Annotated in this window: 1 protein-coding gene and 1 pseudogene; both read left to right on the forward strand. The window is 67.9% G+C overall.

The window, feature by feature from the left end:
* Positions 1-764: phosphate ABC transporter permease subunit PstC (pstC, locus tag QZH66_RS16760; RefSeq protein WP_305806994.1), on the forward strand; the 764-nt coding region annotated here is incomplete at its 5' end.
* Positions 761-1,067: pseudogene (locus QZH66_RS16765) on the forward strand (hypothetical protein); the annotation flags it as partial. The gene pstC and the pseudogene QZH66_RS16765, both read left to right, overlap by 4 nt.

The following is a 1,067-nucleotide window of genomic DNA, read 5'->3' on the forward strand; positions in this document are numbered from 1 at the left end:
ACGAGTACGGCGGCCTGGTCATGATCTACGGCACGCTGGCGACCTCGTTCATCGCGCTGCTGATCGCGGTGCCGGTGAGCTTCGGCATCGCGCTGTTTCTCACCGAGCTGTCGCCGGCCTGGCTCAAGCGCCCGCTCGGCACGGCCATCGAGCTGCTGGCGGCCGTGCCGTCCATCGTCTACGGCATGTGGGGGCTGATGGTGTTCGGCCCCATCCTGGCCACCTACGTGCAGCAGCCCCTGCAGACCCTGTTCAAGGGCGTGCCCTACCTGGGCGCCCTGGTGTCGGGGCCGCCGGTGGGCATTGGCGTGCTGTCGGCCGGCATCATCCTGGCCATCATGATCATTCCGTTCATCGCCGCCGTCATGCGCGACGTGTTCGAGGTCACGCCCGCGCTGCTGAAAGAGTCGGCCTATGGCCTGGGCGCGACCACCTGGGAGGTGGTCTGGAAGGTGGTGCTGCCCTACACCAAGACCGGCGTGCTCGGCGGCGTCATGCTCGGCCTGGGGCGCGCCCTGGGCGAGACCATGGCCGTCACCTTCGTGATTGGCAACATGAACCAGCTCAATTCCCTGTCGGTCTTCGAGGCCGCCAACAGCATCACCTCGGCGCTGGCCAACGAGTTCGCCGAGGCGGCCGAGGGCCTGCACCAGGCGTCGCTGATCTACCTCGGCCTGGTGCTGTTCTTCATCACCTTCGTGGTGCTGGCGCTGTCCAAGGTGCTGCTGGCACGCCTGCAAAAGAGCGAAGGAGCACGCGCATGAGCGGCACGGCACAGAAGCTGATCTCCGCCGCCGACCTGGCCCAGGCGCGCCGCGCCATGTACGCGCGGCGCAAGCGCGTCAACCGCATCGCGCTGGCGCTGTCGCTGGCGGCCATGGCGTTCGGCGTGTTCTGGCTGGTCTGGATCCTGTGGGAGACGGTGCGCCTGGGCCTGGGCGGCCTGAGCCTGGCCTTGTTCACCGAGATGACGCCGCCGCCCAACGAGGCTGGCGGTCTTTCGAACGCCATCTTCGGCTCGTTCGTGATGGTGCTGATGGCCACCTGCGTCGGCACGCCGGTCGGCA

Source organism: Stenotrophomonas sp. YIM B06876 (genome assembly GCF_030711595.1).
Classification (GTDB): domain Bacteria; phylum Pseudomonadota; class Gammaproteobacteria; order Xanthomonadales; family Xanthomonadaceae; genus Stenotrophomonas.